6 protein-coding genes and 1 pseudogene are annotated in these 2,870 nt (G+C 57.2%); 3 read left to right on the forward strand and 4 right to left on the reverse strand.

Translation table 11 applies throughout. The features are described from left to right. The 4 genes from Q0X21_RS10275 to Q0X21_RS10290 form a co-directional block, all read right to left on the reverse strand. On the reverse strand, positions 1 to 724 hold a 724-nt coding region (locus Q0X21_RS10275; protein WP_297851766.1), incomplete at its 3' end, for a HAMP domain-containing protein. Then, positions 721 to 1,419, reverse strand: coding sequence for a response regulator transcription factor (locus Q0X21_RS10280; RefSeq protein ID WP_297851767.1), 699 nt, complete (start codon positions 1,417 to 1,419; stop codon positions 721 to 723). The genes Q0X21_RS10275 and Q0X21_RS10280, both read right to left, overlap by 4 nt. 96 nt (positions 1,420 to 1,515) lie before the next feature. Then, on the reverse strand, positions 1,516 to 1,689 hold the full coding sequence (rpmF, locus tag Q0X21_RS10285; protein WP_297851768.1) for a 50S ribosomal protein L32: 174 nt from the start codon (positions 1,687 to 1,689) through the stop codon (positions 1,516 to 1,518). Between the two features lie 24 nt (positions 1,690 to 1,713). Next, positions 1,714 to 1,986, reverse strand: coding sequence for a type B 50S ribosomal protein L31 (locus Q0X21_RS10290; protein ID WP_297851769.1), 273 nt, complete (start codon positions 1,984 to 1,986; stop codon positions 1,714 to 1,716). Between the two features lie 389 nt (positions 1,987 to 2,375). Between Q0X21_RS10290 and rpmB the strand changes: the two genes are divergently transcribed. The 3 genes and pseudogenes from rpmB to Q0X21_RS10305 form a co-directional block, all read left to right on the forward strand. After that, a complete protein-coding gene (gene rpmB, locus Q0X21_RS10295; RefSeq protein ID WP_075466037.1) occupies positions 2,376 to 2,612 on the forward strand; it encodes a 50S ribosomal protein L28 in 237 nt (78 codons plus the stop codon). 3 nt (positions 2,613 to 2,615) lie between these two features. Next, positions 2,616 to 2,780: a 50S ribosomal protein L33 gene (gene rpmG, locus Q0X21_RS10300; RefSeq protein ID WP_012359793.1), complete on the forward strand. Its 165-nt coding sequence runs from the start codon at positions 2,616 to 2,618 to the stop codon at positions 2,778 to 2,780. 2 nt (positions 2,781 to 2,782) lie between these two features. Next, positions 2,783 to 2,870, forward strand: a pseudogene (locus tag Q0X21_RS10305) (30S ribosomal protein S14); the annotation flags it as partial.

The raw sequence follows: 2,870 nt of genomic DNA on the forward strand, positions 1-2,870 counted from the left end.
ATTGGGCCTGGCGCACGCGCGATTCTTTGAGCGAGGCCATCATCGTGTTCAAGGACCGGGCAAGCTGTGCATATTCATCGTTGCCCTCAACCTCAATCGGTTCCAGCGTCTCTTCGGCGGAAACCTTGTCCACAGAGCGGCGAAGCTTACTGATGGGACGCACCGTGGCGCGCGCAATGATCTGCCCGGTGACCGCCGCGAGGATCGTGCCCAATCCGACAATGCCGATCAAAGTAGCTTGTAGGCGGCTTTGCACACGATAGAAATCCTGGGTGCTGTGTGCCACAGCAACAGTCATTCCGTCATCATCACGAAGGACTGCCACAACCTCCGGCCCAAATTCCACATGGGACCAGTCAGGAGATGCGCCCGCAGTGGCCATCCGGTCGACCGGAATCGCATCGCCCACGAAAACAGCTTTTTCCTTCGGCGAAACAGCGGCACGGAAGCCCGGGTTATCAGCACGGAACTTATCGATGACTTCCCGCAGCGCCTCCTCATCCCCGTGCGCATTATCGGCCTGCTTCAGCAAAGCAACAGCGCGTGTATTGATCGAACGCATCTCATATTCCTGCATCTCATTAGACACAGCAAAATATGACGTTGCTGCAGTTGTACCAATTGCGATAGCCACGCAGACAGAACCGACCGCCGCGATCCGTCTTCGCACGGGCGAAATAGAGCTTGGACGCTCCACCTGCTCGCTCAGGGTCCGCAGGATCACTGAGTTGTCTCCCGCAGCACGTACCCCACGCCACGCACGGTCTGGATCAGACGTGCCTCACCGCCTGCCTCAGTCTTGCGGCGCAGATAACCGATGTAGACCTCCAGTGCATTTCCGGACGATGGAAAGTCCTGCCCCCACACTTCCTCAAGAATTGTCTGGCGGGACAACACGCGACGCGCATTGCGCATCAGCAGTTCCAGCAGTGCGAATTCTGTGCGGGTCAGTGTGATTCTGCGATCACCACGACGCACATCGCGGGTAACGGTATCTAGGTGCAGGTCATCAAAAACCAACTCAGCTGAGCTGCCAAGTGTCGGATCGAGCGCATCAGCTTGGGCGCGCCGCAGCAGTGCGCGCACTCGTGCGAGCAGCTCCTCCAAAGCGAAAGGCTTCGGCAAATAATCATCCGCGCCAGCGTCGAGGCCCGCTACGCGTTCAGCCACGCCGTCTCGCGCAGTCAGCATCAAGATAGGACGGTCATAGCCTTTGGAGCGAAGCTCACGGCAAACATCCAACCCGTCGAGCCGTGGCATCATCACATCCAAGATGGTCAGATCTGGTTGTTCCGATTCGATCAGTTCCAGCGCCTGCATGCCGTCCTGTGCCAGCGCAACGTCGTAACCGTTGAAGCTAAGCGAGCGACGGAGGGACTCACGCACTGCCTGTTCGTCATCGACCACCAGAATCTTCATGCGTTCCATTATGACAATCCGCCCTGGGCATGAAAACAGCCGGTCACCACACAAGGGTGACCGGCTGTCGGTTTAGGGCTTTAAAACCCTGCGAGCTTAGAACTGCTCGACGTCAATCAGGCCCTGCTCAGCAGCCTTGACCAGGCGGCGCGGGATACGCACGGTCTGACCATTGACCTTGACCTCCTGCAGTGCAGTATTGTCTGCCTTCCACTGCGAACGGCGGTGGTGCGTGTTCGAACGGGACTTACGGAACTTCGGTGTTGCCATGGTGTCTTTCCTCCTTTACCACGATTAGTTGGCGGACTTCTTCTTACGGCGGGCCATGCCACCGAAGCGGCGGTTGAACTTCTCGACGCGGCCAGCAGTGTCCATAACACGCTGTGCGCCGGTCCAGAACGGGTGGGACTCGCTGGTGACGTCAACGACGATCAACGGGTACTCGTTGCCGTCCTCCCACTCAGCCGTACGGTCAGAAGTAGCGGTGGAACGGGTCAGGAACTGGTGGCCAGTACCTGCGTCCTGGAAGATCACCGGATGGTAATCAGGGTGGATATCTTTCTTCATCTTCGCTTCCCTCAGGATTGATACTTCAGGTCGGTTCCGGGAGCACTTTCCCGGATCGTGCCTGAGTTGGGTTCGAAATGGTCATTCATCCGCCACGCTAGAAAACATGCCTAGCGGACAACTCGAAACATATTACAGCCGGTAATGGTTTTTCCGAAATCACCGTGGCGTCGATAAGCGAGGCAGCGATTATGAAAAGAGACCTTGCGCGTGTAGTGTTTACTCTCGCTGTTGTCGAAGTACACGTTTACGCTTAGTCAACCGGTGACTTGTGACGCCCTCGAGCACACCCGGCCATCCTCACATTTCCGGCCGATAACCTGCTAAAGAGTGCGGCGTCCACCTCATAGTCTCCGTGGCTTTAAGCGGCTAGGAGAAAGAAGTAACCAATGTCGGCACATTGCCAGGTCACGGGAAAGAAGCCGTCTTTCGGCAAGACCGTGTCTCACTCGCACCGCCGCCATTCGCGTCGTTGGAACCCCAACGTGCAGAAGCGGCGTTTCTACCTGCCCTCTGAGGGCCGTACCATCACGCTGAACGTTTCCACCAAGGGTCTGAAGATTATCGACCGCGACGGTATTGAGTCTGTCGTTGCTCAGATCCGTGCCCGAGGGGAGAAGATCTAGCTCATGGCACGTAACGATATCCGCCCGATCATCAAGCTCAAGAGCACCGCGGGCACCGGCTACACCTACGTAACCCGTAAGAACAAGCGCAACAACCCGGATCGCATCACTCTGAAGAAGTACGACCCGGTTGCGCGCAAGCACGTTGAATTCCGCGAGGAGCGATAAGAATGGCGAAGAAGTCTAAGATCGCTAAGAACGAGAAGCGCAAGGAGATCGTCGCGCGTTACGCTGAGCGCCGTCAGGAGCTCAAGGCGA

The sequence above is a fragment of the uncultured Corynebacterium sp. genome, from assembly GCF_947253065.1.
Taxonomy (GTDB): Bacteria; Actinomycetota; Actinomycetes; order Mycobacteriales; family Mycobacteriaceae; genus Corynebacterium.

Excerpts from the sequence above, each read along its gene's own strand:
- rpmB (WP_075466037.1), top strand. The coding sequence starts at position 2,376 with ATGTCGGCACATTGCCAGGTCACGGGAAAGAAGCCGTCTTTCGGCAAG.
- rpmG (WP_012359793.1), top strand. The coding sequence starts at position 2,616 with ATGGCACGTAACGATATCCGCCCGATCATCAAGCTCAAGAGCACCGCG.
- Q0X21_RS10290 (WP_297851769.1), bottom strand. The coding sequence starts at position 1,986 with ATGAAGAAAGATATCCACCCTGATTACCATCCGGTGATCTTCCAGGAC.
- rpmF (WP_297851768.1), bottom strand. The coding sequence starts at position 1,689 with ATGGCAACACCGAAGTTCCGTAAGTCCCGTTCGAACACGCACCACCGC.
- Q0X21_RS10280 (WP_297851767.1), bottom strand. The coding sequence starts at position 1,419 with ATGAAGATTCTGGTGGTCGATGACGAACAGGCAGTGCGTGAGTCCCTC.